Consider the following 23,266-nt stretch of genomic DNA (forward strand, 5'->3'; position numbering starts at 1 on the left):
GCGAGGTCGCGGCCGCTAGCAAACCGCGCCGAGGTCCTCCGACTGGTTGGCGGCGTACCCCGTGGAGAGCGAGCCCAGCGAGCCGCCGGTGACCGCGGGAGGGGCCGCGGGCGCGGCCGGGGCGGCGGGCTCCGCCGGGGTGGCGGGTGCGGCCGGGGCGGCCGCGTCGTCAGACGGCTCGGCGGCCTCCTCGGCGGCAGGCGCCTCGGCCGCCGGCTCGGGAGCCGCCTCGGCCGTGCCGGCGGGCTTGCGACCCTCGGCCTTCGCGATCGCGGCTGCGACCTTGGCGTGGACGAGCTCGATGTCGGGGTCGGCCGTGTTGATCATCGGCGGCACGAGCGAGAGCGTCGCGATCTTCTGGCCCTTCGCCTTCAGCGCCAGGTCGACGAAGCGGTCGACCTCGCCGCGCGGGACGTCGGTGGAGACCATCGCCGAGCTGGCCGCGGCGATCTCCTGGAAGTTGGCGAGGGCCGTCTGCGGGCTGACCTGCTGGAGCATCGCGCTCATCACGCACTTCTGCCGGGCCATGCGCGAGTAGTCGTCGGAGCCCTCGCGCGCCCGGGCGAACCAGAGGGTGTCGTGCCCGCCGAGGGTGCGCACGCCCGGCTGGATGTAGTGGAAGTGCTTCTCGTGCGGGAGGCCGACCGGGATGGGCTGGCGCACGTTGAGCTCCACGCCGCCGACGGCGTCGACCAGGTCCTTGAAGCCCTCGAGGTTGACCATCGCCCAGTAGTTGATGTCGAGGCCGGTGATGCCCTCGACCCCGGCGACCGTCGCGTCGACGCCGGGGTTCTTCGAGCCCTCGAAGAGCTCGGCGTTGTCGAGGGCCCACGTGGCGAGACCGTTGAGGTACATCCCCTCCTCGTCGAAGCCGTCGGGGAACTGCTCGGCCATCACCGATCCCTCGGCGAAGGGGAAGTTCTGCATGTTGCGCGGCAGCGAGATGAGCACGGTCTTCCCCGTCTCGGCGTCGATGCTCGCGACCGTCATCGAGTCCGGGCGCAGGCCCCAGCGTCCGGCACCGGAGTCGCCGCCCATCAGCAGCACGTTGTAGCGCCCGTGGCTGGCGTCGACCGCGGAGCCGTTGCCGAACATCGTGATCATGAAGTCGCGCTGCACCCCGACGACGTGCGCGCCGAAGAGCAGCGCACCGGCGACGCTGAAGCACAGGAAGCCGTTGACGCCGACCACGGCGAGGCGGTGCTGGCGCTGCAGCGTCAGCGGCTGGCCCAGGCGCCAGGCGTCCACGAAGAGGTAGGCCCACCCGATCGCCAGCGCGATCAGGCCCAGGCGCAGGACCTGGAGCAGGGCGGTGTTGGTGCCCGCCCAGAAGGCGACGCCGTTCCAGACGTACGACACCACGACGGCGAGCAGGCCGACGACGAGCAGCGAGAGCCACGTCCACACAGCGATGCGACCCACCCGGCGACGGCCGGAGACGAGCTGCGCGGACCCCGGGAGGACGAGCGTCATGAGCATCAGCGTCACCGCGCGACGGAACCGGACGCGCTGGGCGCGGTCGAGCGTGGTGAACCGCGGCTGCGCGGACCCGGGGGGCGGGACGGGCGGCATCGGGGGGCCTCTCTGCTGGGGGAAGTCAGCCCGCCCAGTATCACCAGTCACACCCGCCCCAGCCGCCCGCGACGCGCCGGGACGGGCAGGTGGCCTACGCCTCGCGCCCCTGGTCGATCTCGGCCTTGCGCGCCAGCCGGTGGGCGCGGCGGATCTCCGCCTCGCGCCGCCGGCGTACGTCCGCCTCCGTCTCGGTCTCCAGCGGCGGCACCGGCCGCGGGTGGCCCTCCTCGTCGATCGCGACGAAGACGAAGTAGGCGCTGGCGACGTGCACCGGTTCGTCACTCGCGTTGCCCCAGGGCTGCGCCTCGACCCGCACCCCGATCTCCATCGAGGACGTGCCGGCCCAGTTGACCTGGGCGTAGGTCTTGATGATGTCGCCGACGTGCACCGGTGCCAGGAAGGTCATCTCGTCCATCGCCGCGGTGACCGCCGGGCCACCGCTGTGACGGTGCGCGACCGCCCCGGCCGTCGAGTCGGCGAGCTTCATGATCTCCCCGCCGTGCACGTTGCCCAGCAGGTTGGCCTCGCTCGAGTGGGCCATGATCCCGAGGCTGACCCGGCTGTAGGACGTGGGACGCGCCGTGGTCGCCTCGCTGCGCTCGGTCATGCCCGGCACGGTAGCGTCATCGGTCATGACTGACCGTCCGCAGGGCTCCGGGGTGCCCGAGAAGGGAACGCCCGAGTACGACTGGCTCTACGGGAGCCGGTCGCAGTCGCCGCCGGACGACGCCACCCAGCGCGTCGAGGCGCAGCAGGCGCCCGGGGCCGGGCGCCCCGACGAGACCCGGGTCATGCCGGTGGCCCGCCGCGAGGCGCGCGGATCGGGCGGCCAGCCGCCGCGCACCGGTCGTACGGCTGCCGCCGCGCCGCCGCCGCGGCCGAAGAAGCGGCGCTGGCGTCCGCGGTTCCGGCTCGGGCTCATCCCGCTGCTGCTCCTGCTGGTCCTGGTCTACCTCGCCGGCGTGCCGCTCTACCACTGGACGAAGATCGACAAGGTCGACGCGGCGCCGTCCGGCGACCGTCCGGGCGACCAGCCCGGCACCAACTACCTCATCGTCGGCTCCGACAAGGCCGACGACCTCTCCGACGAGCAGCGCAAGGTGCTCCAGACCGGCGAGCGCGGCGGCACCAACACCGACACGATCATCGTGCTGCACACCGGCTCGGGCGGACGCACCATGATGTCGATCCCCCGCGACACCCTCGCCGAGATCCCCGGCAACGGCACCCAGATGATCAACTCCGCCTTCGCCATCGACGGCGCGCCGCTGCTGGTGGCGAGCGTGGAGCGGCTGACCGGGATCCACATCGACCACTACGTCGAGCTCGGCTTCGGCAGCGTGATCAACACCGTCGACGCCTTCGGCGGGGTCGAGATCTGCCCCAAGCAGGACATGAAGGACCCCCGCGCCCGCCTCGACATCGAGAAGGGCTGCCAGCAGGTCGACGGCCTCACCGCGCTGGGCTACTCCCGCTCGCGCTACGTCACCGCGCTCAGCGACCTCGACCGGGTCGCCCGCCAGCGCGAGGTGATCAGCGCGCTCGGCGACGAGGCGCTCACGCCGTGGACCTTCGTCAACCCCGTGCGCTACTGGCGGATCAACGACGCCGCCTCCGGCGCGATCCGCGTCGACGAGGAGATGAACCCTGTCGACCTGGGCCGCTTCGCGCTGGCGATGACGGGCGAGAGCCAGACCTGCACCATGCCCAACCTCCCGGCCCCCAGCGACCCCAACCGGCTCGTCGCCGACCCGGACCGGGCACCCGCCCTCTTCCGGGCGATCATCAACGACGAGTCGGTGCCCCGGCGCGCCTGCACGCCGACGGGCCGCGTGCGTCCGTAGGGGACCTCGCAGGACGCGCGGCCCAAGGGTCGTCCCGGGGTGATCCCGGGGGTGATCCCGGGGTGTTTCCTCCTTGCCCTGGCATGCCCTCGGGCGTACGCTCGCGATATATCGCGATACGTCACCGATAAGTCACGACGTACCGTCCACCAACCCGAGGGAGCAGACATGGGACACCACTGGCCCGGCGCCGACTGGCCCGGCAACGACGACGGATCCGACGGCGGCGAGCGGGACTACCGTCGCCCGCGGGGCGGCTCGGACTGGAGCGGGTGGGGACAGGCGTTCTCCACCGGCGGCCGCGGCCACCGCGCCGGCGGACCCCCGCCGTGGCTCGGCGAGATCTTCGGCTTCGCCACCGCCCCGCAGCGTCCGCAGCAGCGCGGCCCGCGGGTGCGTCGCGGCGACGTGCGCACCGCGATCATCGACGTCCTGCACCGCGCCCGGAAGGCCGACGAGCCGATCAACGGCTACCAGGTGATCCAGGAGATCGCGGAGCTCAGCCACGGGGAGTGGCGCCCCTCCCCCGGTTCGGTCTACCCGACCATCCAGCAGCTCCAGGACGAGCTCCTCGTCGAGTCCGACGACGAGCGCGGCCGGCGCACGATCCGGCTGAGCGACGCCGGCGTCGCCTGGGCCGAGGACAACGCCGATGAGCTCGCCGCGGTGTGGGCACCCTTCGCTCGCACCGAGCAGCCCGTCGCCGACCAGCCGTCCGGCCAGGCCGACATCAAGAGCGAGATCGGCCAGGTCGTCAGCGCGGTGTGGCAGCTCGCGACGCAGGGCTCGGACCAGCAGAAGAAGGCCGCCCTCGACGCGCTCGTCGACACCCGCCGCCGGCTCTACGGCATCCTCGCGGACGGACGGGACGGCGTGCGATGAGCCAGCCCGACCCGCGCATGCGCATCGCCGACAGCGACCGCGAGCGCGCCATGGCCGACCTGGCCGGGCACTACGCCGAGGGGCGCCTGGACCACGAGGAGTACGACGAGCGGCTCGACGCGATCTGGACCGCACGCACCCGCGCCGACCTCGCCCTGCTGTTCAGCGACCTGCCGCGGCCGCAGGCGCCGCAGCCGAGCCGTGCCCCGGCGCGTGTGCCGCGACCGGCCGGGTCCCGCTCCCGGTTCCCGCTGCTGCCGATCGTCCTCGTGCTGCTGGCGCTCAGCGTGCTGACCGAGGCGCCGTTCTGGCTGCTCGTCATCCCGCTCGTCTGGTTCCGGGTGCGCCGGCGCCGGGCGAGCGGCCCTGCGGCGCACCGGCCGCAGGGCTGGTCGCACCAGTCGCACGGTCACACCGACTACCGCAGGCCGCGCGGCTCGCACGGCTGGTAGTCGCCCGCCCGTCTCGCTCAGCGCACCACGACGACCGGGCACTCCGCGCGGGCGAGCACGCCCTGGCTGACCGAGCCGAGCAGGAGTCCGCCGAAGAACCCGAGGCCGTGCGAGCCCACCACCACCAGCGAGGCGTTGTGCGACGCGTCGGCCAGGCAGCGGACCGGAGCGACCGGCACGGCCTCCCGCTCCAGCACCACGTCGGGGTGGTCGGACCGAACGCCCGCGACGCTCTCGGCGAGCAGCACCTGCCGGTGCGGCAGGGAGTCGATCGCGCGGGCCTCGCCGCTCCACACGTCGGTCGACGGGACGTGCTCCTTCCAGGCGTGGATCGCGACCACGGTCTCGCCCGTGCGCTCGGCCCGCTGGCAGGCGTACTCCAGCGCCGCCGAGCCGTTCGCGGAGCCGTCGATGCCCACCACGATCCGCTGGGGGTCGGCGGCGGCCGTACGGCGCACGACCGCGACCGGGCAGGCGGCGTGACGGGCCAGGTGCTGGCTCACCGACCCGATGAGCAGGTCCCCGGTGCGCCCATGGCCGCGGCTCCCGGCCACCACCATCGAGGCCGACTCCGCTGCTCGCAGCAGCTCCTCCATCACGTTGCCCACGCGGGTCTCGAGGACGGCCCCGGCCGCCTCGTCGCCCAGCGCGGTGCCGGCCCGGGCGAGGACCTCCTCGCCATGGTGCGCCACGGCGACCCCCCAGGGCGAGGTGATGAGGTCGTCGACGACCAGGACGCGGAGCCCCACGCCGCTCGCGCGGGCCTCGTCGGCGGCCCAGCGCAGGGCCAGCTCGGCATCTGACGACCCGTCGTAGGCGACCAGGACGGGCAGGGCGGGTCGAGTGGGTCGATTGGTGTCCATGCCGCCAGCGTCGCCCTTCCTGCTCGTCCACGGCAGGAGAGGAGGACCCGTGCCGGAGGGGTCCAACGGCCCTGCCGCGGCCCGGTGGTGCGCCGTACGGTCCTGGCATGGACGAGCCGATCACCCGGATGAGCACCGAGGAGTGCTGGGAGTTCCTGCGCCGCCACGAGTTCGGCAGGATCGCCCACCACCTCGCCGACGAGGTGCACATCGCACCGGTCAACTACGCCGTCGACCACGACCCGGCCACCGACCACCGCACGTTGCTGTTCCGCACCGCCGGCGGGTCCAAGCTGCTCGGCGTCGTGATGAACCCCGACGTGGCGTTCGAGGTCGACGAGATCGTCGACGAGCAGGCGACCAGCGTCGTCCTGCGAGGGCGGGCACGCCGGCTCGAGGAGGACGAGGAGCACCGGGCCGAGAACGTCCCGCTCCGCCCCTGGGTGGCGACCGAGAAGTGGAACGTGGTGGAGATCGACGTGACCGAGATCAGCGGCCGGCACTTCGAGCTGTCGCGGCCGTGGCAGCACATGATCCCCGACTGAGGACGCCGAGACCGCCCAGCCCTGGCGCCGACCACCCTGGGGCACTCCATCGCTTCCGGAGGCAGCAACTTCTGGGGCGTCGAGGTCTTCGAGCAGGACGGCACCGAGTACGTCGCCGCCAGCGACCGGGACTCCGGGCTCCGCACCGCGGACCGTCGTCGAGTGCGTCAGCGATGGCCGTTCACCGGAAGGTGACCCCGATGCGCTGGTCGGGCTCGAGCCTCAGGTCGGCCGGGTCACCGGAGACCGGGGCGCCGTTGCTGGTGAAGGTGAGCTTCCGTCCGGCCGACGCCTTCTCGCCGCCGACCTGGGTGGGAGCGAGGTGTGAGGTGAGCGCGGCTGTGACGGCCAGGGCCGCCAGCCGGGCGCGGTCGGGAGTCTTCACGAGGCTCTTCCTCGGGAGTCGGGGTAGCCGCAGGCGTGCGAGCGCAGGGCCGTGCGGCGCACCGGGAGGCCCGCGGGCAGACGCCACCGACGCGGATGGCGTCCGCCCGCGTCAGGTCAGGAGTCGAGGAGGTCGTTCATGACGTCGATCTCCTTCTGCTGCGCGTCGATGATCTGACCGGCGAGGTCGACGGCGTCCTTGAACTGGCCGTCCTCCTGCTGGGTCTCGGCCATCTCGACAGCGCCCTCGTGGTGCTCGACCATCATCTCCACCCACATGTCCTGGAACTCCTCGTCGGAGGCGTTCTCGAGGGCGTCCATGTCCTCGGCGGTCATCATCCCGGGCATGTCGTCGTGGCCCATGTCGTCCATGGTGTCGGACATGTCGCCCATGTCGTGGCCGGCGTTGGCGTGGTCACGCATGGTCTCGGGGACCTCCTCGCCCCACGCGGTGAGCCAGTCGGCCATGGTCTCGATCTCCGGCGCCTGGGCGGCGCGGATGTCCTCGGCGAGGGCCTGGACCTCCGGGTCGAGGGGCCGGTCGAGGGTCAGGTCGACCATCGAGAGCGCCTGGGCGTGGTGGGTGATCATGTCACTCGCGAACGCGACGTCGGCGTCGTTGTGCTCGGTGGTGCTGACCTCGCCCGAGCTGTTGGCGTCGGTGTCATCGCCGCAGGCGGTGAGGCCGGCGCCGAGGGCGAGGGTGAGGGCGACGGCGCCGAGGGCGCGCGTGCGGGTCGTCGTCTTGCTGTTCATGACGGTCCTCCTGGATGTCTCAAGTACGGGGTGGGAGCGGGCGGCGGCCGCGCCCGGCACGCTGCCGCGTTCGACGGCGGCGTGGGCGGGTGGCCGAGCGCCTGTCAGCACCCGATGACGGAGAACCGCCACGCGGGCGGCGGACCGGTGCCACGCACCCACCGCAACACCCGCTCACGGACGACGGCGGGCTTGAACGCGGCCGGCAGCAGCGGCTGGAAGGAGCCGCTGGCGAGCCGCACCAGCAGAGTCAGCGCGGCGACGGCGAGCATGACGACGCACAACATCACCATGTGGTTCATGCCGTGCCCCGAGCTGGAGTCGGCGTCCACGCCGATCGCGGCGCCCTCCGTGGAAGCGCCCGCAGCAGCGGCAGCGTGGGCGTGACCAGCGTGCGAGTCACCGCCGGCCACGGATGCGTCGCGGCTGCTCATGCTCGTCATGGACGTGCTCGAAGTCCCCATCGCAGCCGTCGCAGCCGTCGCAGCCGTCAAAGCCGCTGCGGTGCCGTGGTTGGCGAGGGCGTGCATGCCGAGGATGCCGACGACGAGCGCGGTGATGAGCCCGGCGAGCGCGGTGCGACCGTTGGCCCGACCAACCCCCAGCACCGGCAGGGGCCTGCGGGTGCTGGTGGTGGCAGGCACTGGCTTCATCGCTCTCGATGGTACGGAGCCGCTGGGCTCACACCAGCTTCTGGGTCCGCAGCCGCAGCGCGTTCACGATGACGCTCACCGACGACAACGCCATCGCAGCCGCCGCGATGACCGGCGACAGCAGCCACCCGAACACCGGGTACAGCACGCCCGCGGCGATGGGGATGCCCGCGGTGTTGTAGCCGAACGCCAGCACGAGGCCGCGGCGGACGTTCCCCATCACGGCGTGGGACAGCTGTCGGGCGTGGGCGATGCCGTTGAGGTCACCACGCAGGAGGGTGACGCCGGCGGACTCCATCGCGACGTCGGTGCCGGTCCCCATCGCCAGGCCGACGTCGGCGGCGGCCAGCGCGGGAGCGTCGTTGACGCCGTCGCCGGCGAAGGCGACCACGCGGCCCTCGGCGCGGAGCTTGTCGACGACGTCGGCCTTGTGGTCGGGCAGCACTTCCGCCTCGACCCGGTCGATGCCCAGGTCGGCTGCCACGGCGGCGGCGGTGACCTGGTTGTCGCCGGTGAGCATGATGACCTCGATGCCCTCCTTGCGCAGCGCGGCCAGCGCGGCCGGTGTCGTTTCCTTGACCTGGTCGGCGATGCCGATGACACCGGCCGGGATGCCGTCGACGGCGACGAGGACGGCGGTCGCACCGGTGCGGCGCAGCTCGTCCGCCTTCTTGGCCAGGACTTCGGGGTCTACGTACTGTGAGCGGAGGAAGCCGGCGGTGCCGATGAGGACGCGGCGGCCGTCGACGACTCCGAGGACGCCCTTGCCGGCCGGTGCGTCGAAGTCAGCCACCTCCGGCAGCCGGCCATTGGCCTGACCATCCGCCTCGGCCAGGTCGGCCTGGGCCTGGTCGACGATGGCGCGGGCGAGCGGGTGCTCGGAGGCGTTCTCGACGGCGGCGGCCAGCCGTAGCAGCTCCGCGGACGGCAGCTCGTTGACCCCGTCAGCGAGCTCGACCGCGACCACGGCCGGCTTGCCCTCGGTCAGGGTGCCGGTCTTGTCGACGACGACGGTGTCGACCTTCTCCATCCGCTCGAGCGCCTCGGCGTTCTTGATGAGGACGCCCATCTGGGCTCCGCGCCCCACCCCGACCATGATCGACATGGGCGTGGCCAGGCCCAGGGCACACGGGCAGGCGATGATGAGGACGCTGACCGCGACGACGAGCGCGTGGGCGAGCTTCGGGTCCGGGCCGACGAGGGCCCAGACGATGAACGCGAGCACGGCGATGCCGATGACCGCGGGCACGAACACGGCGGACACCTTGTCGACGGTTCGCTGGATGGGCGCGCGGGAACGTTGGGCCTCGGCGACCATCTGCACGATGCGCGACAGCATCGTGTCGCGGCCCACCGCGTTCGCGCGCACCAGAAGCGCGCCGGTCTGGTTCAACGTGCCGCCGATGGCGTTGTCACCGATCGCCTTCGTGACCGGCATGGACTCACCGGTGACCAGGGACTCGTCCACGGCCGACTTGCCGTCCTCGACGAGCCCGTCGACCGGGACCTTCTCCCCGGGACGCACGCGGAGCAGGTCGCCCAGCTGGACCTGGTCGAGGGTGACCTCCTCCTCGGTCCCGTCGTCAGCGACGCGGCGGGCGGTCCTGGGCGACAGGTCGAGGAGCGCCTTGACGGCACCCGAGGTGGCTTCGCGGGCGCGGAGCTCGAGGACCTGACCGAGGAGCACCAACGTCGTGATGACCGCTGCGGCCTCGAAGTACACGTCGACGGCGCCGTCCTCGCGGAACGCGTCGGGAAAGATGCCGGGGGCGACGGTGGCGACGACGGAGAACAGCCAGGCGACGCCGGTGCCCATCGCGATGAGCGTGAACATGTTCAGCCTCATGGTGCGCACGGATTCCCAGCCGCGGGTGAAGAACGGCCACCCCGCCCAGAGCACCACCGGGGTGGCGAGCACCAGCTGCAGCCACGCGGACGTCGACGCCGGGACCGCTTCGTGCAGTCCTGGGATGAGGTCGCGGCCCATGCCGAGGACGACCACCGGGACGGACAACGCGACCCCGACCCAGAACCGGCGGGTCATGTCCCGCAGCTCCGGCGACGGGCCGGAGTCGACCGTGACCATGACCGGCTCCAGTGCCATGCCGCAGATGGGGCACGACCCGGGGCCCGGCCGGCGGATCTCAGGGTGCATGGGGCACGTGAACTCGACGACCTCGCCCTCGCCCGGTGTGGGCGGCTCCCCGCCTGCGTGAGCGCTGTGCGGATGGGGACCGGCATGCTCGTGGTGCGTCTGTTCGTGACCAGCATGTTGCTCCGGCCGGTGGGCGGCGTACGGGTCGGGATGGATGAGGAACTTGTCCCTGCAACCGGCAGAGCAGAAGTAGAAGTGCTTGCCGTCATGGGCGGCTTCATGTTCGGTCGTGGTCGGGTCGACCGTCATGCCGCACACCGGGTCAGTGACCTGGCGAGCAGTGGTCGGAGCCGATTCGTGCTTGCGACTGGTCATGCCTTCACGGTACCCCCGGGGGGTATCAAGTCAACCCCTGGAGCAGACCGCAACGGTCCCGACATGACGGGCACCTTGGCCCTACCTCATCCGGGGGCAGGAGGGCAGCCTCGAGACAGCCACCAACCCGCATCGGCGAAGGAGCCACGTCATGACCACATTCCGCAAGATCCTCAGCATCGCGGTTCTCGCCGTCGGTCTGTCCTCGGCCACGACGCCGTTCGCGTCCGCCAGCACCGGCCAAGAGTTCGGCCACCACGTGCGATCCTGTGCGCAGACCATGGGCTTCGACGGATCTCACAACCCTGGCATGCACACGGGATACGCCGGGTGGGACCCGTCCCACGTCTGCTGATGGTGTCGAAGCTGTGGGATGCCGGCGCTGAGCAAGGGCGATAGCTGCGGTTCCGAGTGCCTCGATCTGGCGGGGCGTTGCAGGTGGCCCTCACGACGGAGAACGAGCGTCAGGGCCAGTTTGTCGTTGATGCCGGCGCCCGCGCACCCCCGACTGGCCCGGCATCACGGCCGCCGGCCGGGTGGTCGCCGGGTTCCTGGCCGGCGTACGTGTCACCGGCGACGTCGCCGCGCCGACGTGCGCTGGAGCCAGCACGGCCACCAGGTCCTCGCCCCCGACGGCTCACCCGGGGGACCCATCATCGACGTCGGCTCGCCGGTCTACCGCGTCGAGGGCGACCGGATCGCGGAATACTGGATCCAGCTCGACCGCCTGGGTCTGGCCGAGCGGCACAGACAGCGCAACACCTGACGTGAGCCGACCTGCCCGCCCCCTCATGCTTGCCGTTCCGTCAACCCTCCCGCGTCGGATAGCCGCGGTGGCCATCGTGCGGGCTGGTCAGGAGCCAAGGAACGGCAGTGCGAAGAGTGCACGCAGCAGCGTGTCTCCCACGCCGGACGTGTCCGTAGCGTCCATTGCCGTGCCCTCGAAGTCCGGGACCGGCCGCTTCTCGGCCTCCTCGGGTGTCGTGACCGGGCCGTTCTCCTCGATGTCGCGGACCAGCCAGTCCATCTCCTTGATCTCCTTGCGCTGTGCCGCGGTGATGCCGTCGGCCAGCTCACGCACCCGTACGTCCTCGATCCCGGCCCTCTCGCTGGTGAGGATCGCAATGGAGTGGTGCGGGATCATCGCCTTCATGTAGCTCTCGTCGTCGACGAGCGCCTGCGACCGGGACAGGTAGAGCGCGGTGGCGCCGAGCAGGAGCGCGCCAACCACGATGCCGACGTTCGCGGCACGGTTGCGGTACATCATCCCCCACATGAACGCGAGCATGATGAGCGCCATCGCCGCGGCCATGAGCAAGGCCATGTAGACGCGCTCCTCGCTGAACCGGACGTGGTCGACGCTGAAGGCGTTGGTGTAGGTCAGGGCGAACATCACGACGGTCGACGTCGCGATCATCAGCCCGAAGCGCAGGTACATCTTCATCTCGTGCCGTCCGCCGTCGGAGTCGTGGCGGGTTTCGTGGCGGGTTTCGTCGTGCGTGTGCTGGGTCATGGGGTGTCCTTCGGGTTCGGGGGTCGTGCAGGGGTACGCCGCGCGCACGTGACCGCCCGGGCGGCCGGACCGAGGGGACGGTCCGGCCACCCGGACGCGGGGCGCGTGTCAGCCGATGGCAGCCAGGACGCGGTTGCAGGCGTCCTCGCAGCGGCGGCACGCCTCGGCGCAGATACGGCAGTGCTCGTGCATCTCCGCGTGCTGCTCACACTCCTCGGCGCAGGACTTGCACGCCTGGGCGCACGCCTGGAGCACCGCTCGAGTGATGTTCGCGTCGTAGCCGGTGTGGCGTGACAACACCCGTCCGGTGGCCTCGCAGAGGTCGGCGCAGCTCGCGTCGGTGCTGATGCACTTCCTCAGCTCGGCGACCATCTCCTCGCTGAGACAGGCGTCGGCGCACGCGGTGCACGCCTGGGCGCACTCCACGCACGCGGCGATGCACTCGGCGAGGAGCTCGCGGTCGATGTCGACCTGCGCGGGGTGGGTGGTGGTCATCTCGGTGATCGTGCTGGACATGTTCGGTGTCTCCATCTCTGGTGAGGGGTCGTGGACCGTGCATCGAGGGCCGCACCACGGACGTGCCGGGGCGCAGCTGACGCATGGCCTACGTCCGGATCACCGGAGAGGAGCGGGGCGGGCTCAGGCGGGGCGGGCCGCGGCGCAGGCCGGCCAGCCAGGGAGCGGGCAGGGCGACCCGAGGTGACAGGGCGGACGTGGCGCGCCTCGCCCACCTGCACAGCCCCCGTGCTCGCAGGAGCAGGACGCCGGCGACCAGCACGGCCACGCAGGCGCCGAGCAGGTGGAGCACGTGCGCGGCACCCCTGCCGTCGACGGTCGTGTCACCGGTCCCGTGGACCGGCGCGACACCCGCGGTCGCTCGGTCGCCCGGACGCTCGGTGGTCGCGGTCGCAGCGCCGACGCCGGACGATTCGGCCAGCAGCTCGGACGACGAGGCCGACATGCCGACGTGGCGGGCGAAGACGTCGTCCCCGGAAGCGCCCATGAGGACGAACAGGGCAGCCATCACGCACGCGACCAGCCACCCCTGGGGTGGCTTCGTCCACGCGTCCTCGAAGCTCGGCATCGGCGACCCCGTACCCCGGGGCGCCGCCGCTCATGCCGCACCCGGGAATCGCGACATCCCGGGCCCTGCGGCAGCGGTCAGAGCTGCGACTGCACCCCGGCGAGCAGCTGCCGTGCCATCACGATCCGCTGGACCTGGTTGGTGCCCTCGTAGATCTGGGTGATCTTGGCGTCGCGCATCATCCGCTCGACCGGGTAGTCGCGGGTGAAGCCGTAGCCGCCGAGCACCTGCACGGCGTTGACGGTGACCTCCATCGCGACGTCGGAGGCGAAGCACTTGGCGGCCGCGCCGAAGAAGGTGAGGTCGTCGTCGCCACGCTCGGAGCGTCCGGCGGCGGCGTACGTCATCTGCCGCGCCGCCTCGACCTTCATCCCCATGTCGGCGAGCATGAACTGCAGGCCTTGGAAGTCGGCGATCGACTTGCCGAACTGCTGGCGCTCCTTGGCGTAGTCGAGGGCGTAGTCGAGGGCACCCTGCGCGACGCCAACGGCCTGCGCGGCGATGGTGACGCGGGTGTGGTCGAGGGTCTTCATCGCGGTGGTGAAGCCGGTGCCCTCCTCGCCGATCATCCGCGAGGCGGGGATGCGGACCTTGTCGAGGTAGACCTCGCGGGTCGGGCTGCCCTTGATGCCGAGCTTCTTCTCCGGGGCCCCGAAGGAGACGCCCTCGTCGGACTTCTCGACCATGAACGCGGAGATGCCGCCGCGGGTCTTCTTCTCGGGGTCGGTGACGGCCATGACGGTGTAGAACTCCGACTCGCCCGCGTTGGTGATCCAGCGCTTCACGCCGTCGAGCACCCACTCGTCGCCGTCACGCACCGCGCGGGTCTTCATCCCACCCGCGTCCGAGCCCGCGTCGGGCTCGGAGAGGCAGTAGGAGAACCCGCCCTCGCCCTTGGCGAGCCGGGTCAGGTAGGTCTGCTTGAGCTCCTCCGAGCCCGCGATCTGCACCGGCAGCGAGCCGAGCTTGTTGACCGCCGGGATGAGGGAGGAGGACACGCACGCACGGGCGACCTCCTCGATGACCAGCACGGTGGCGAGCGCGTCGGCGCCGGCGCCGCCGTACTCCTCCGGGACGTGCGGGGCGTGGAAGTCGGACGCGAGCAGCGCCTCGGCGGCCTCGTGCGGGTAGCGGGCCTCCTCGTCCACGGCCGCCGCGAACGGTGCGATCTTGGCGTCGGCGACGGCTCGTACGGCCTCGCGGATCGCCTGGTGCTCCTCGGACAGGACGTAGAGGGGGAACTCGCTCATGCGGGGAATTCTAGGATGTCCAACCATCCGCGTGGAGGGCCCGGCGGTGTGGCGATGACCACCCCGCCGGGACGCTGCCCACGTCAGGCGCCGCGACGCTCCTGCGCCTCGGCGTCACGCAGCGCGGCCTCGAGGTCGAGTCCGCGGACCGCCGTGATCAGCTCCTCCAGCGCCGCAGCGGGCAGGGCGCCCGGCTGGGAGAAGACGAGGACGCCTCCATTGAAGGCCATCAGCGTCGGGATCGAGGTGATCCGCGCAGCGGCGGCGAGCCCCTGCTCGGCCTCGGTGTCGACCTTGGCGAAGACGATGTCCGGGTGCTGGGCCGAGGCGGCCTCGAAGACGGGGGCGAACTGGCGGCACGGGCCGCACCAGGATGCCCAGAAGTCCACGATCACGATCTCGTTGTCGGCGACGGTGGTCTCGAAGTCGGCGGCGGTCAGGGCAACGGTGCTCACAGGGGCTCCTCTCGGTGGGTCGGAGCGCCGGTCGCGGCAGCTCCGTCCAGCACAGCACTGATACCCCCTGGGGTATTCCCGGTCCTCACCGGCTCCTGACTACGGTGGTCGCATGACCTCCGTGAGCACCCACTGGCAGGACCCCGCCACCGTCGAGCACCTGCTGGAGGAGCTCGACACGTGGGCGGTCGTCGGGCTGTCCGGGGACCCCGGCCGTACGGCGTACTCGATCGCCTCGCTGCTGCAGTCCCGTGGCAAGCGGATCGTCCCGATCCACCCCGTCTTCGCCGACCCGGGCGCCCCCGCGGTGCTGGGCGAGCAGGGCTACGCCACGCTGGCCGACGTGCCGTTCGCCGTCGACGTCGTCGACGTCTTCCGCCGCTCGGAGGCGGCCGGCGAGTTCGCCGACCAGGCGGTGGCGATCGGCGCCAGGGGCGTGTGGCTCCAGCTCGGCGTCGTCGACGAGGCGGCCTTCGAGCGCACCACGGCCGCCGGCGTACCGATGGTCATGGACACGTGCCCGGCCATCGAGTGGCGCCGCCGGGGTCGCTGAGTCCCGCTAGAGCGCGGCCGGGGCCTCGGCCATGTCGATGTCGAGCTGGCCCAAGCACTCCTCCAGCACCCACAGCACGTCGAGCGTGTCGTCGAGAGGCATCACCGGGCTCTCGGTGAGCCCGGCGGCCAGGCAGCGCTGGACCTCCTCGGCCTGATGGACGTAGCCGCGACCGACGGCCGGAAGCTCGACCTCCTCCGCATCCGCACCGTTGCGCCGCACGACGACCCGGGTCGGGTGGTGGAAGGGCGGGACGAGCTCGATCGTTCCCTCGGTGCCGACCAGCACGGCACCCCCGGGGGTCTGGCTGGCCAGGGTGCAGGTCAGCGAGGCGGCGCGCCCGTCGGCGTACGCGAGCTTGATCGCTGCCGAGCGGTCGGCGCCGTTGGGATAGGTGGTGCCGGTCGCCACGACCCGGTCGGGACGGCCGAGGAAGTGCTGCGCCAGCGAGACGGTGTAGACGCCGAGGTCGAGCACGGCCCCGCCGCCGAGGGCGAGGTCGAAGAGCCGGCTGGACGGGTCGTAGGCGCGGTGCGCGCCGAAGTCGGCCTGCACCATCAGCAGATCGCCTATCTCGCCCGCGCCGACGAGCTCGCGGACGTGGCCGAGCGCCGGCTGGAAGCGGGTCCACATCGCCTCCATGCAGAACACGCCGGCCGCGCGGGCGGCGGCCACCACCTCCTCGGCGCCCTTCAGGGTGGCGGTGAAGGCCTTCTCCACCAGCAGCGGCGTCCCGGCCTCGATCGCGGCGAGGGCGAACGCGTGGTGCTGGGGGTGGGGCGTGGCGACGTACACGACGTCGACGTCCCCACGACGCCCCGCCTCGACGAGGTCGCGATAGGTGCCGGAGCCGGCTGCCGCGCCGCCGTGCCGTGCGGCGAACCCTGTGGCGGCCTCGGACGAGCGACTGCCGACGAAGGCGATCTCGGCGTCCGGCAGGTGGGCGAGGTCGGAGGCGAAGGCGTCCGCCATCTGACCGGTGGCGGCGATTCCCCAGCGTGTGGTCATGCCCCGACCCTAGGGCCGTGGCCACAATGGAGGGGTGCGAGACCTCCACGTGCCCGCGGGCCCCGGGCTGCCCGAGGGCCTGGTGGTGCCGGCCGCCGAGCTGGTGGAGCGGTTCTCGAAGTCCCCCGGCCCGGGCGGGCAGTCGGTCAACACGACCGACTCCCGGGTCGAGCTGGACTACGACGTCGCCGGCTCGGGCGCGCTCACCGACGTCCAGCGCGCGCGAGCCCTGCGCCGGTGGCCGGACGGGCGCGTCTCGGTCGCTGCCTCCGAGCACCGCTCGCAGCACCGCAACCGCGTGGCCGCGCGCGAGCGGCTCGCCGCGCTGCTGCGCGAGGCCCTCGCCCCGCCCCCGCCCCCGCGCCGGCCCACCCGGCCCTCGCGCGGGTCGGAGGAGCGCAGGCTGCGGGCGAAGAAGGAGCGGGCCTCGACCAAGGCCCTACGCGGTCGCGTGCGGGACCGGGACCAGTAGCCGACGCTAGAAACCCACCCGGGGGGCGTCGCCAGCGGCGGCGCGGCGTACGACCTCACCCTTGGCGTGCGCGGTCTCGGCGAGCCCCGCCTGGTAGTCGACGAGGCGCTGCTGGAGCTCGGGGTCGCTCGTGCCGAGGATCCGGGCGGCGAGGATGCCGGCGTTCTTGGCGTTGCCGATGGCGACCGTGGCCACCGGGATGCCGCCGGGCATCTGCACGATGGAGAGCAGGGAGTCCATGCCGTCGAGGTACTTCAGCGGCACCGGGACGCCGATGACCGGCAGCGGCGTCACCGAGGCGAGCATGCCCGGCAGGTGGGCCGCGCCGCCGGCGCCGGCGATGACGACCGACAGCCCGCGGGTGTGGGCCTGCTGGCCCCACGCGACCATCTCGGTGGGCATCCGGTGCGCGGAGACGACGTCGGCCTCCCACCCGACGCCGAGCTCGGTGAGCACCTCCCCGGCGGCCTGCATCACCGGCCAGTCGGAGTCGGAGCCCATCACGACCCCGACCCTCACGGCCGGCTGCTGTCCCTGCGTCTGGCTCATCGGACCGTCCTCACGTGTCGTCACTCGCTCTCGTCGCCCAGGTCACCGCGGAACCACGCGGCCGCGTGCCGCGCACGCTCGAGGCAGTCCTCCAGGTCGTCGCCGTAGGCGTTGACGTGGCCGACCTTGCGCCCGGGTCGCAGGTCCTTGCCGTAGAGGTGCACCCGCAGGTGCGGGTCGCGGGCCATGGCGTGCGGCAGGCCGTCGTAGAGGTGTCCGCTGTCGGTGGGTCCACCGAGGATGTTGACCATCACGGTCCAGCGGTTGCGCGGGGCCGGCGAACCCAGCGGGAGGTCCATGACGGCGCGCAGGTGATTCTCGAACTGGGACGTCACGGCGCCGTCCTGGGTCCAGTGGCCGGTGTTGTGGGGGCGCATCGCCAGCTCGTTGACCAGGATCCGGCCGTCGGTGGTCTCGAAGAGCTCGACGGCGAGGATGCCCGTGACGTCGAGCGCACCGGCCACGCGCAGGGCGATCTCCTGCGCCTCGCCGGCGAGCGCGGGCGCCAGGTCCGGCGCCGGGGCGATCACCTCGTGGCAGATGCCATCGAGCTGGGTCGACGTCACGACCGGGTACGCCGCGGCCTGGCCGCTGGGCGATCGGGCGACGAGCGCGGAGAGCTCGCGACGGAAGTCGACCAGCTCCTCGGCCAGCACCTGCACCCCCGCCTCCGCGGCGGCGTCGAAGGCCACCTGGGCCTCGTCGAGGGCGCGCACCACCCACACGCCCTTGCCGTCGTAGCCGCCGCGGGTGGTCTTGAGCACGCACGGCAGCCCGAACGCCTCCACGTCGGCGGTCGAGGTGACGACCGCGTTGCGCGGGCACGGCACGTCGAGCTCGGCGAGGCGCCGACGCATGACGGCCTTGTCCTGGGCGTGCACCAGGGCGCCCGGTCCGGGGCGTACGGCGAGCCCGTCGTCCTCGAGCGCGTGCAGGTGCTCGGTGGGGACGTGCTCGTGGTCGAAGGTCACCACGCGCGCTCCTGCGGTCACGCGTCGCAGGGTCGGCAGGTCGGTGTAGTCGCCGACGATGTGGTCGGGGATCACCTGGGCCGCCGAGACTCCCTCGGCCTCGGCGAGCAGGCGCAGCGGGAGGCCGAGCGCGATGGCGGGCTGGGCCATCATCCGGGCCAGCTGACCACCTCCGACGACGGCGAGCGTGGGGGCACGGTGCGATCCGGTCGAGGACACGCCGCGAGCCTATAGAAGGCCCATGGTCAGCTGGCGACGGTGTCCGCGGACGTCTCGAATCGCAGACCTCGACCGCGGTGCGTGGTGATCAGGACCGGGCTGCGAGGGTCGTCGCCGAGCTTGCGGCGAAGCCAGCCCAGATGGACGTCGATGGTCTTGGAGTTGGTGTAGAACGACGTCTGCCACACGTCGGCCATCAGCTCGCCGCGCGTGACGATGTCGCCCGGTCGCGCCATCAGGGCGTGCAGCAGCTCGAACTCCTTGCGCGAGAGCCTGATCTCGTCCTCGCCCCGCCAGACCCGGCGCGAAGCGGGGTCCAGTCGCACGTCCTGCACAGCCAGCACGAGGTGAACGTAGGGACCGCGCACGGCCCGGGTGGTCCTTATGGGTGAAAATTGCCCGACTGGTCTGGTCCACCCTGACCACGGTCGCGCGAGTCAGCGACGGCGTACGGCGACCGGCTCCACCAGGCCGAAGCCACGCACCGGTCGCGCCGGCAGGCGCCGGCTCTCCCACTCGTCGGCGGGCAGCAGGTCGGCGGTGTTCTGGTCGACGATCAGCCGGTTGCGCCGGGCCACCTGGGTGAGCCGCGCAGCCATGTTGACGGGCGGGCCGAAGATGTCTCCGAGGCGCTGGACGACCGGCCCGCTGGCCAGGCCGAGGCGCACGTCGGGCATCTTGGAGTCGCGGCCGATCACGTTGATGATCCCCTCGGCCACGCCCACGGCCTCCTCGGCGGTGTTGGTGACGAACAGGACCGAGTCGCCGAGGCTCTTGATGATCCGGCCGCCGTAGCGGGCCACGACGTCCTGGCAGCGGCTCTCGAAGACCTCGACGAGGTCGCCGATCTCGTCACGGTCGAGGCTGTTGGACAGGGCGGTGAAGGACACCAGGTCGGCGAAGCCCACCGTCACGTCGATGGTGTAGAGGTCCTCGTCCTTGGCGCCCATCGCCTCGATCCGGCCGACCGCGGCCGCGAGGTGACGACGCCAGGCATAGACCAGGAGCCGCTCGAAGGGCGGGTTGACCTCGTCGATGAGGCGTCGCGCCGACCCGATGCGCGAGCCGGTCGCCTCCTCGCCGGCCTCCAGCTCCTCCACCCTGCTGACGAGCGTGGAGACCTCCCAGTCGGCGAGGCGGGCCATGGTCTGCCCGACGCCCCGGGTGAGGTTGACCGCCATGTCGAAGTCGACCGCGCCGGAGTCGACGAACCCCATCAGCGTGCCGACGGCCTCGACGTCCGCGGCCGTGTAGGCCTTCTCGCCGCTGAACTCCGGAAAGCCGAGCGCGCGCCACAGCCGGCGGGTCTGCTCGATGGTCACGCCGGTCTCGGCGGCCACCTCGAGGGCGTTGAACTGCGGGGCGCTGCCCAGGATCGCCTGGTCGAGCTGCTCGCCGGGTGCACCCGCACCGCCGGCGTCGTGCGGCTCGCCGCGGCGCCTGCGCTCAGGCGCCATCGTCGCGTCGGTCCCCACCGGAGAGGAGGTGGAGCTGCTCGGAGACCTGGAGCTGCACCTGCTCGACGCGGGGGATGTCGTGCAGCTCGACGCTGCCGTCGGTGCTGGCGTCCGAGACGACCAGGGTGCCGCAGCCGAAGACCCGGTCGATGACGCCGATCTCGAAGTCGACGCCGCTGATCCGGTTGAGCGGGATCGTGCGGCCCTCCTTGGCGATGAAGCCCGAGCGCTTGATGAACCGGCGGTTGGTGAACGTGTAGGTCGTCGTCGCCCACCGCAGCAGCGGCCCGGCCACGAACCACACCACGACCGCGAGGAACAGCACCCACACGACGATGCGCGCGGCGCCGTCGACGAGGCCGCTCGCGACGAGGGCGAGCGCCAGCGCGACGACGACCGCGAGGCCCGGCAGGATGAGAGCCTTGGGGTGCGTCCGCGTCGAGACGACGACGTGTTCTCCGGGGTTCAGGAGCTTGGTCGGGTAGGCCACGCGCCGATCATGTCACCCGGTGCACCCGACCACTAGGCAGGCCGCGCAGCGGCCGTCAGGCCGGGCGCACGTGCACCACGTCGCCCGCGGCGACGGTGAGCGCACCGTCGTCGGTCGCCACGACCAGCGCGCCGGTGGCGTCGATGTCCAGCGCCTCGCCCCGGCGTACGTCCCCTCCCGGCAGGTGGACGTCGACCGTGCGGCCGAGCGTGACGCACACGTCGGCGTACGCCCGGCGCAACGAGTCGACGTCGTCGAGCAGCGGCAACAGGCCGTGCAACGACCCGAGCACCTGGCCGAGCAGCCCGGTGCGCTCCACCGGCTCCCCGGTCTCGAGGGAGATCGAGGTGGCCGTCGCGACCGGGAGCTCGGCGAGCGTCTGGTCGACGTTGATGCCGACCCCGACCACGGCCATCGGGCCGTCCGGGGCCTCGACCCGCTCGAGGAGGATGCCGCACACCTTGCGGCCCGTGCCCGAGCCGTCGTCGACCAGCACGTCGTTGGGCCACTTCAGGGCGATGTCGGGCAGCCGGTCGGCGAGCGCGGCCTGCACGGCGTACCCGGTGAGCAGCGGCAGCCACGACCACGAGCCCACGGGCACGTCGGGGCGCAGCAGCACCGAGAAGGTGAGCGAGGAGCGGGCCGGCGTCTCCCACGCCCGGTCGAGGCGACCGCGGCCGGCCGTCTGGTGCTCGGTGACCAGCACGAGCCCGGGCTCCTCCCCTGCTCGGGCACGCTCGGCCAGCGCGGCGTTGGTGGAGGGGATCGCCTCCTCCACCTCGACCCGCCACCCGGCGGGGACCGCGAGCCGGGAGGGATCGAGGGGTGGGCGCGGTGCCGGTGCGTCGCTCATGGCACTAGATTGCCCCAGAGCCAGCAAGCCGAGCGACCAGCCAGCCAACAGGAGGCCACCGCGTGAGTGCACAGCCGGGTGAGGGCACCGACGTCCCCCCTCAGGAGATGGACATCGACCTCCACACGACCGCAGGCAAGCTCGCCGACCTCGAGCGCCGCCTCGACGAGGCCGTCCACGCGGGCTCGCAGAAGGCGATCGAGAAGCAGCACGCCAAGGGCCGCAAGACCGCCCGCGAGCGCATCGAGATGCTCTTCGACGAGGGCACCTTCGTCGAGCTCGACGAGCTCGCCCGCCACCGCTCCACGGCCTTCGGCCTGGAGAAGAACCGCCCGTACGGCGACGGCGTGGTCACCGGCTACGGCGAGGTCAACGGACGCATGGTGTGCGTGTTCAGCCAGGACTTCACCGTCTTCGGCGGCTCGCTGGGCGAGGTCTACGGCGAGAAGATCACCAAGGTCATGGACCTGGCGATGAAGACCGGCTGCCCGATCATCGGCATCAACGAGGGCGCCGGCGCCCGGATCCAGGAGGGCGTGGTCAGCCTCGGCCTCTACGGCGAGATCTTCCGCCGCAACGTGCACGCCTCGGGCGTCATCCCGCAGATCAGCCTGATCATGGGCAACTGCGCCGGCGGCCACGTCTACTCCCCCGCCGTCACCGACTTCACCGTGATGGTCGACCAGACCTCGGCGATGTTCATCACCGGTCCCGACGTGATCAAGACCGTCACCGGCGAGGACGTCACGATGGAGGACCTCGGCGGCGCCCGGACCCACAACACCAAGTCCGGCAACGCCCACTACATGGCCTCCGACGAGGAGGACGCCATCGAGTACGTCAAGGCGATGCTGTCCTTCCTCCCCCAGAACAACCTCGACCCGGCGCCGGCCTTCGACGAGGTGCCGGACCTCGAGGTCACCGGCACCGACCGCGCGCTGGACCGGATCATCCCGGACGGCGCGAACCAGCCCTACGACATGCACGACGTCATCACCGCCGTGCTGGACGACGAGGACTTCCTCGAGGTCCAGGAGCTGTTCGCCCCCAACATCCTCATCGGCTTCGGCCGGGTGGAGGGGCAGTCGGTCGGCGTCGTGGCCAACCAGCCCATGCAGTTCGCCGGCACCCTCGACATCGACGCCTCGGAGAAGGCCGCCCGCTTCGTGCGGTTCTGCGACGCCTTCAACATCCCCGTGCTGACCTTCGTCGACGTGCCCGGGTTCCTTCCCGGCACCGACCAGGAGTGGGACGGCATCATCCGGCGCGGCGCCAAGCTCATCTACGCCTACGCCGAGGCCACCGTCCCGCTCGTCACCGTGATCACCCGCAAGGCGTACGGCGGCGCGTACGACGTGATGGGCTCCAAGCACCTCGGCGCCGACATCAACCTTGCCTGGCCCACCGCGCAGATCGCCGTGATGGGCGCCCAGGGCGCGGCCAACATCCTGCACCGCAAGACCCTCAAGAAGGTCGCCGAGGCCGGCGGCGACGTCGAGGCCAGGCGCGCCGAGCTCATCGAGGAGTACGAGACGACGCTCGCCAACCCCTACATCGCCGCCGAGCGGGGCTACGTCGACGCCGTCATCTCGCCCCACGAGACCCGCATCGAGGTCGTCCGCGCGCTGCGCCTGCTCCGCTCCAAGCGGGAGACGCTGCCGCCCAAGAAGCACGGGAACATCCCGCTCTGATGGCCGACCAGGACCAGGCCGACCAGCAGCCACCCCTGCTCACCGTCGTCGACCCCGACGCGACCCCCGAGGAGATCGCCGCGCTCGTGGCGGTCTTCTCGGCCCTGGGCTCGGCGGGGGGCGAGCCGCCCCGCGCGCCGCGACCCACGTGGAACCACCCGGCGCGCGGCGTACGACAGGCGCACCGCAGCGGTCCCGGCGCCTGGCGGGCGAGCGCCCTGCCGCGCTGACCGCCACGGCGGCGTCCGGTGGGGGTCGCGCGGCTAGGGTCGGCGGC

At 72.0% G+C, this 23,266-nt stretch carries 29 protein-coding genes; 10 read left to right on the forward strand and 19 right to left on the reverse strand.

What is annotated here, in order from left to right:
* Nucleotides 1–15 precede the first annotated feature (15 nt).
* On the reverse strand, nucleotides 16–1,572 hold the full coding sequence (locus IE200_RS07605) for an LCP family protein (protein ID WP_191278792.1): 1,557 nt from the start codon (nucleotides 1,570–1,572) through the stop codon (nucleotides 16–18).
* 94 nt (nucleotides 1,573–1,666) lie between these two features.
* Nucleotides 1,667–2,182, reverse strand: coding sequence for an acyl-CoA thioesterase (locus IE200_RS07610; RefSeq protein WP_191278793.1), 516 nt, complete (start codon nucleotides 2,180–2,182; stop codon nucleotides 1,667–1,669).
* Nucleotides 2,183–2,207: 25 nt separating this feature from the next.
* Between IE200_RS07610 and IE200_RS07615 the strand changes: the two genes are divergently transcribed.
* From IE200_RS07615 to IE200_RS07625, 3 genes are all read left to right on the forward strand, one after another.
* Nucleotides 2,208–3,419, forward strand: a complete 1,212-nt coding sequence (locus IE200_RS07615; protein ID WP_191278794.1) for an LCP family protein — start codon at nucleotides 2,208–2,210, stop codon at nucleotides 3,417–3,419.
* 168 nt (nucleotides 3,420–3,587) lie between these two features.
* Complete coding sequence (locus IE200_RS07620; RefSeq protein WP_229856266.1) at nucleotides 3,588–4,301, forward strand: PadR family transcriptional regulator; 714 nt, start codon at nucleotides 3,588–3,590, stop codon at nucleotides 4,299–4,301.
* Complete coding sequence (locus tag IE200_RS07625) at nucleotides 4,298–4,753, forward strand: DUF1707 SHOCT-like domain-containing protein (RefSeq protein ID WP_191278795.1); 456 nt, start codon at nucleotides 4,298–4,300, stop codon at nucleotides 4,751–4,753. Before IE200_RS07620 ends, IE200_RS07625 begins: the two co-directional genes overlap by 4 nt.
* A 17-nt stretch (nucleotides 4,754–4,770) precedes the next feature.
* Here IE200_RS07625 and IE200_RS07630 read toward each other — a convergent pair whose 3' ends face one another.
* Nucleotides 4,771–5,616 carry a universal stress protein gene (locus IE200_RS07630; protein WP_191278796.1) on the reverse strand — a complete coding sequence of 282 codons (846 nt, stop codon included), beginning with the start codon at nucleotides 5,614–5,616 and terminating at the stop codon, nucleotides 4,771–4,773.
* 107 nt (nucleotides 5,617–5,723) lie between these two features.
* Here IE200_RS07630 and IE200_RS07635 point away from each other — a divergent pair, with 107 nt between their 5' ends.
* Entirely contained in the window at nucleotides 5,724–6,161 is a 438-nt protein-coding gene (locus IE200_RS07635; RefSeq protein ID WP_191278797.1) for a pyridoxamine 5'-phosphate oxidase family protein, read from the forward strand.
* A 181-nt stretch (nucleotides 6,162–6,342) separates the two neighbouring features.
* Here IE200_RS07635 and IE200_RS07640 read toward each other — a convergent pair whose 3' ends face one another.
* From IE200_RS07640 to IE200_RS07655, 4 genes are all read right to left on the reverse strand, one after another.
* A complete protein-coding gene (locus IE200_RS07640) occupies nucleotides 6,343–6,546 on the reverse strand; it encodes a hypothetical protein (RefSeq protein ID WP_191278798.1) in 204 nt (67 codons plus the stop codon).
* A 116-nt stretch (nucleotides 6,547–6,662) separates the two neighbouring features.
* On the reverse strand, nucleotides 6,663–7,301 hold the full coding sequence (locus tag IE200_RS07645) for a DUF305 domain-containing protein (RefSeq protein ID WP_191278799.1): 639 nt from the start codon (nucleotides 7,299–7,301) through the stop codon (nucleotides 6,663–6,665).
* 104 nt (nucleotides 7,302–7,405) lie between these two features.
* On the reverse strand, nucleotides 7,406–7,954 hold the full coding sequence (locus IE200_RS07650) for a hypothetical protein (protein WP_191278800.1): 549 nt from the start codon (nucleotides 7,952–7,954) through the stop codon (nucleotides 7,406–7,408).
* Between the two features lie 28 nt (nucleotides 7,955–7,982).
* Nucleotides 7,983–10,424, reverse strand: a complete 2,442-nt coding sequence (locus tag IE200_RS07655; RefSeq protein ID WP_191278801.1) for a heavy metal translocating P-type ATPase — start codon at nucleotides 10,422–10,424, stop codon at nucleotides 7,983–7,985.
* A 151-nt stretch (nucleotides 10,425–10,575) separates the two neighbouring features.
* Here IE200_RS07655 and IE200_RS07660 point away from each other — a divergent pair, with 151 nt between their 5' ends.
* Together IE200_RS07660 and IE200_RS07665 are read left to right on the forward strand one after the other, a co-directional pair.
* Entirely contained in the window at nucleotides 10,576–10,779 is a 204-nt protein-coding gene (locus tag IE200_RS07660) for a hypothetical protein (RefSeq protein WP_191278802.1), read from the forward strand.
* A gap of 237 nt (nucleotides 10,780–11,016) precedes the next feature.
* Nucleotides 11,017–11,190, forward strand: a complete 174-nt coding sequence (locus IE200_RS07665) for a nuclear transport factor 2 family protein (protein ID WP_191278803.1) — start codon at nucleotides 11,017–11,019, stop codon at nucleotides 11,188–11,190.
* A gap of 87 nt (nucleotides 11,191–11,277) precedes the next feature.
* On the opposite strand, the gene IE200_RS07670 is transcribed toward IE200_RS07665, so the two are convergent.
* From IE200_RS07670 to trxA, 5 genes are all read right to left on the reverse strand, one after another.
* Nucleotides 11,278–11,937 (reverse strand): DUF305 domain-containing protein, encoded by a 660-nt coding sequence (locus IE200_RS07670; RefSeq protein WP_229856267.1) that lies wholly within the window; start codon nucleotides 11,935–11,937, stop codon nucleotides 11,278–11,280.
* 108 nt (nucleotides 11,938–12,045) lie between these two features.
* Nucleotides 12,046–12,453: a four-helix bundle copper-binding protein gene (locus IE200_RS07675; RefSeq protein WP_191278804.1), complete on the reverse strand. Its 408-nt coding sequence runs from the start codon at nucleotides 12,451–12,453 to the stop codon at nucleotides 12,046–12,048.
* Between the two features lie 88 nt (nucleotides 12,454–12,541).
* Complete coding sequence (locus IE200_RS07680) at nucleotides 12,542–13,021, reverse strand: hypothetical protein (RefSeq protein ID WP_191278805.1); 480 nt, start codon at nucleotides 13,019–13,021, stop codon at nucleotides 12,542–12,544.
* Nucleotides 13,022–13,098: 77 nt separating this feature from the next.
* The gene (locus IE200_RS07685) at nucleotides 13,099–14,271 is read right to left on the reverse strand and encodes an acyl-CoA dehydrogenase family protein (RefSeq protein WP_191278806.1); all 1,173 of its coding nucleotides are present in this window, start codon (nucleotides 14,269–14,271) and stop codon (nucleotides 13,099–13,101) included.
* An 83-nt stretch (nucleotides 14,272–14,354) separates the two neighbouring features.
* Nucleotides 14,355–14,726: a thioredoxin gene (gene trxA / locus IE200_RS07690; RefSeq protein WP_191278807.1), complete on the reverse strand. Its 372-nt coding sequence runs from the start codon at nucleotides 14,724–14,726 to the stop codon at nucleotides 14,355–14,357.
* A gap of 112 nt (nucleotides 14,727–14,838) precedes the next feature.
* Here trxA and IE200_RS07695 point away from each other — a divergent pair, with 112 nt between their 5' ends.
* Nucleotides 14,839–15,279: a CoA-binding protein gene (locus tag IE200_RS07695; RefSeq protein WP_191278808.1), complete on the forward strand. Its 441-nt coding sequence runs from the start codon at nucleotides 14,839–14,841 to the stop codon at nucleotides 15,277–15,279.
* Nucleotides 15,280–15,285: 6 nt separating this feature from the next.
* On the opposite strand, the gene IE200_RS07700 is transcribed toward IE200_RS07695, so the two are convergent.
* Nucleotides 15,286–16,287, reverse strand: a complete 1,002-nt coding sequence (locus IE200_RS07700) for a Gfo/Idh/MocA family protein (RefSeq protein ID WP_191278809.1) — start codon at nucleotides 16,285–16,287, stop codon at nucleotides 15,286–15,288.
* Nucleotides 16,288–16,321: 34 nt separating this feature from the next.
* Between IE200_RS07700 and arfB the strand changes: the two genes are divergently transcribed.
* Nucleotides 16,322–16,759, forward strand: a complete 438-nt coding sequence (arfB, locus tag IE200_RS07705; RefSeq protein ID WP_191278810.1) for an alternative ribosome rescue aminoacyl-tRNA hydrolase ArfB — start codon at nucleotides 16,322–16,324, stop codon at nucleotides 16,757–16,759.
* A gap of 6 nt (nucleotides 16,760–16,765) precedes the next feature.
* Here the strand turns inward: arfB and purE are convergent, their stop codons facing one another.
* The 6 genes from purE to IE200_RS07735 all read right to left on the reverse strand — a co-directional run bounded on the left by purE (nucleotide 16,766) and on the right by IE200_RS07735 (nucleotide 21,298).
* Nucleotides 16,766–17,308, reverse strand: a complete 543-nt coding sequence (gene purE, locus IE200_RS07710; protein WP_191278811.1) for a 5-(carboxyamino)imidazole ribonucleotide mutase — start codon at nucleotides 17,306–17,308, stop codon at nucleotides 16,766–16,768.
* A gap of 20 nt (nucleotides 17,309–17,328) precedes the next feature.
* Nucleotides 17,329–18,498 (reverse strand): 5-(carboxyamino)imidazole ribonucleotide synthase, encoded by a 1,170-nt coding sequence (locus IE200_RS07715; RefSeq protein WP_191278812.1) that lies wholly within the window; start codon nucleotides 18,496–18,498, stop codon nucleotides 17,329–17,331.
* A gap of 26 nt (nucleotides 18,499–18,524) precedes the next feature.
* Nucleotides 18,525–18,842: a winged helix-turn-helix domain-containing protein gene (locus tag IE200_RS07720; RefSeq protein WP_191278813.1), complete on the reverse strand. Its 318-nt coding sequence runs from the start codon at nucleotides 18,840–18,842 to the stop codon at nucleotides 18,525–18,527.
* A gap of 93 nt (nucleotides 18,843–18,935) precedes the next feature.
* Nucleotides 18,936–19,955: an adenylate/guanylate cyclase domain-containing protein gene (locus IE200_RS07725; protein ID WP_191278814.1), complete on the reverse strand. Its 1,020-nt coding sequence runs from the start codon at nucleotides 19,953–19,955 to the stop codon at nucleotides 18,936–18,938.
* The gene (locus tag IE200_RS07730; protein ID WP_191278815.1) at nucleotides 19,945–20,445 is read right to left on the reverse strand and encodes a PH domain-containing protein; all 501 of its coding nucleotides are present in this window, start codon (nucleotides 20,443–20,445) and stop codon (nucleotides 19,945–19,947) included. The genes IE200_RS07725 and IE200_RS07730 overlap by 11 nt, the downstream gene beginning before the upstream one ends.
* A gap of 55 nt (nucleotides 20,446–20,500) precedes the next feature.
* Nucleotides 20,501–21,298, reverse strand: coding sequence for a biotin--[acetyl-CoA-carboxylase] ligase (locus IE200_RS07735; RefSeq protein WP_191278816.1), 798 nt, complete (start codon nucleotides 21,296–21,298; stop codon nucleotides 20,501–20,503).
* A gap of 107 nt (nucleotides 21,299–21,405) precedes the next feature.
* On the opposite strand from IE200_RS07735, the gene IE200_RS07740 reads away from it, so the two are divergent.
* Together IE200_RS07740 and IE200_RS07745 are read left to right on the forward strand one after the other, a co-directional pair.
* A complete protein-coding gene (locus tag IE200_RS07740; RefSeq protein WP_191279082.1) occupies nucleotides 21,406–22,989 on the forward strand; it encodes an acyl-CoA carboxylase subunit beta in 1,584 nt (527 codons plus the stop codon).
* Complete coding sequence (locus IE200_RS07745; RefSeq protein ID WP_191278817.1) at nucleotides 22,989–23,219, forward strand: acyl-CoA carboxylase subunit epsilon; 231 nt, start codon at nucleotides 22,989–22,991, stop codon at nucleotides 23,217–23,219. Before IE200_RS07740 ends, IE200_RS07745 begins: the two co-directional genes overlap by 1 nt.
* Nucleotides 23,220–23,266 lie beyond the last annotated feature (47 nt).

It is taken from the genome of Nocardioides flavus (ex Wang et al. 2016) (genome assembly GCF_014653115.1).
GTDB lineage: Bacteria > Actinomycetota > Actinomycetes > Propionibacteriales > Nocardioidaceae > Nocardioides > Nocardioides flavus.